Origin of the sequence: Pontibacter rugosus (assembly GCF_042678745.1) — a bacterium.
GTDB classification, from domain to species: domain Bacteria; phylum Bacteroidota; class Bacteroidia; order Cytophagales; family Hymenobacteraceae; genus Pontibacter; species Pontibacter rugosus.
Genome location: NZ_JBHTLD010000395.1, coordinates 1 through 1,776, shown reverse-complemented (window position 1 = coordinate 1,776; position 1,776 = coordinate 1). Strand labels below are relative to the sequence as shown.

The window sequence follows — 1,776 nt, the reverse complement described above, 5'->3', positions numbered from 1 at the left end:
GTTAATAATAAAGCAGCTGCTTACTTTAGAGTTTTGAAAACAACTTAAAAGCCAAACAGTTATGAAACAAATTTTATTCTCCTTACTTTTTATGGGTTGCCTCAGCCCTTCCCTGCAGGCACAGGACATGATTATGAAACGGTCCGGTGAAAAGGTGGAAGCAAAAGTTTTAGAAATCACCCCTTCCGAGATAAAGTATAAACGCTTCAGTAATCAGGAGGGGCCTATCTATATTTTACCTAAAGCGGATGTAACTTTGATTCAGTATGCTGATAACAGCTCTGAATCCTTTGAACTGGAAGTAAGCAGCAGAGCTGGTGCAAGTATGACTGGTACAAAAGATGTAGTGGCAGATAAACAAGTAATAGCTGATGCTGATGCTACCACAACTGCTTCAGAAGAAAGCAGCCTAAGTTTGTATGTGAAAGGCCAGACAGACGCCTCTATGTATTACGACGGCTATAAAGCAGCTGGAACGGCTACTTTAGTGACAAGTTTACTTAGTCCGGTTATAGGTTTGATCCCTGCAGTTGTTTGTTCAGTAACCACTCCTCAAGAAAAAAACATGGATGCTCCCAGTCATCAACTGCTATCACAGCAGGACTATAAAAGCGGTTACCGTAAGAATGCTCGTAAGGTAAAAGCTGGTAAAGTGTGGAAGAACTGGGCCATTGGTTTAGGTGTTAACGTAGTGCTAGCTGTTATCATAGGAGCATAATAGCATCAAGGTTAGAAACTATAAAACAAAAGAGCCGCTAAACTGCAGTTTAGCGGCTCTTTTGTTTTATAGTTGGTTATGAAAGCTACTGCCCTTTTCCGCGCATCTGCTTCTCCATCGCATCCCACATATCTTGCGGAATCTGATCGAAGGAGTTGAATTCACCAGCTCCGTACAGCCACTCGCCACCATCTATGGTCACTACCTCTCCGTTAACAAAAGCTGCGTAATCTGAAACGAGGTAAGCTGCCAGATTTGCCAGCTCCTGATGTTCCCCAAACCGCCCTACTGGTATACGCTTCACCGGGTCCAGTTGATCAGCTAATTGCTTAGGAAATAAGCGTGTCCACGCTCCTTCTGTTGGAAACGGCCCGGGTGCAATAGCGTTGGAACGAATGCCATACTTAGCCCACTCAGATGCAAGAGAGCGTGTCATGGCAAGCACACCAGCCTTGGCACAGGCAGACGGCACAACATAGCCTGAGCCTGTCCAGGCATAGGTGGTTACGATATTAAGGATGTTTGCCTCCTGCTTTTGCTCAATCCAGTGCTTACCCAGCGCCAGTGTACAGTTATAGCTTCCTTTTAAAACGATATCCGTTATCACGTCGAAAGCTTTATGGCTTAGCCGTTCGGTTGGGCTTACAAAGTTTCCTGCCGCATTATTTACCAGCACATCCACTTTTCCAAAACGATCTAGCGTAGCCTTCAGCATTGCTTCTATTTCATCATACTTGCGCACATCGCAGGAAATAGCAAGTATACTTCCGCCTGTTTCTTCTTCTAGCTCTTTCGCAGTTTGCTGCAGTACCTCAAGTTTGCGACTTGTAATAACTACATTTGCTCCTAGCTCCAGAAAATATTTAACCATAGAACGCCCCAGACCAGTACCACCACCAGTAACGATGATTGTTTTATCTTTTAAGGCTCCCTCTTTTAACATAGGTTCTGCTTTGATCATAGTTTTTCTTTTGAAGTTGATGAGTAGAGAAACTTAAATAAGTCATGCTGCTCTAAGTTAAATATAGGAAGTATAGCCGAAGTTTGAGAATTTTAAA

2 protein-coding genes are annotated in these 1,776 nt (G+C 43.4%); one reads left to right on the top strand and one right to left on the bottom strand.

The genetic code is table 11. From position 1 onward, the window contains the following. Nucleotides 1-61: 61 nt before the first annotated feature. Nucleotides 62-718 carry a hypothetical protein gene (locus ACFQ2O_RS21490; protein WP_377532929.1) on the top strand — a complete coding sequence of 219 codons (657 nt, stop codon included), beginning with the start codon at nucleotides 62-64 and terminating at the stop codon, nucleotides 716-718. Nucleotides 719-803: 85 nt separating this feature from the next. On the opposite strand, the gene ACFQ2O_RS21485 is transcribed toward ACFQ2O_RS21490, so the two are convergent. Continuing rightward, nucleotides 804-1,679, bottom strand: a complete 876-nt coding sequence (locus ACFQ2O_RS21485) for an SDR family oxidoreductase (protein WP_377532927.1) — start codon at nucleotides 1,677-1,679, stop codon at nucleotides 804-806. Nucleotides 1,680-1,776 lie beyond the last annotated feature (97 nt).

What these genes read in the sequence shown, in the direction of transcription:
- ACFQ2O_RS21485 (WP_377532927.1), bottom strand. Translation starts at nt 1,679, where the DNA reads ATGATCAAAGCAGAACCTATGTTAAAAGAGGGAGCCTTAAAAGATAAA.
- ACFQ2O_RS21490 (WP_377532929.1), top strand. Translation starts at nt 62, where the DNA reads ATGAAACAAATTTTATTCTCCTTACTTTTTATGGGTTGCCTCAGCCCT.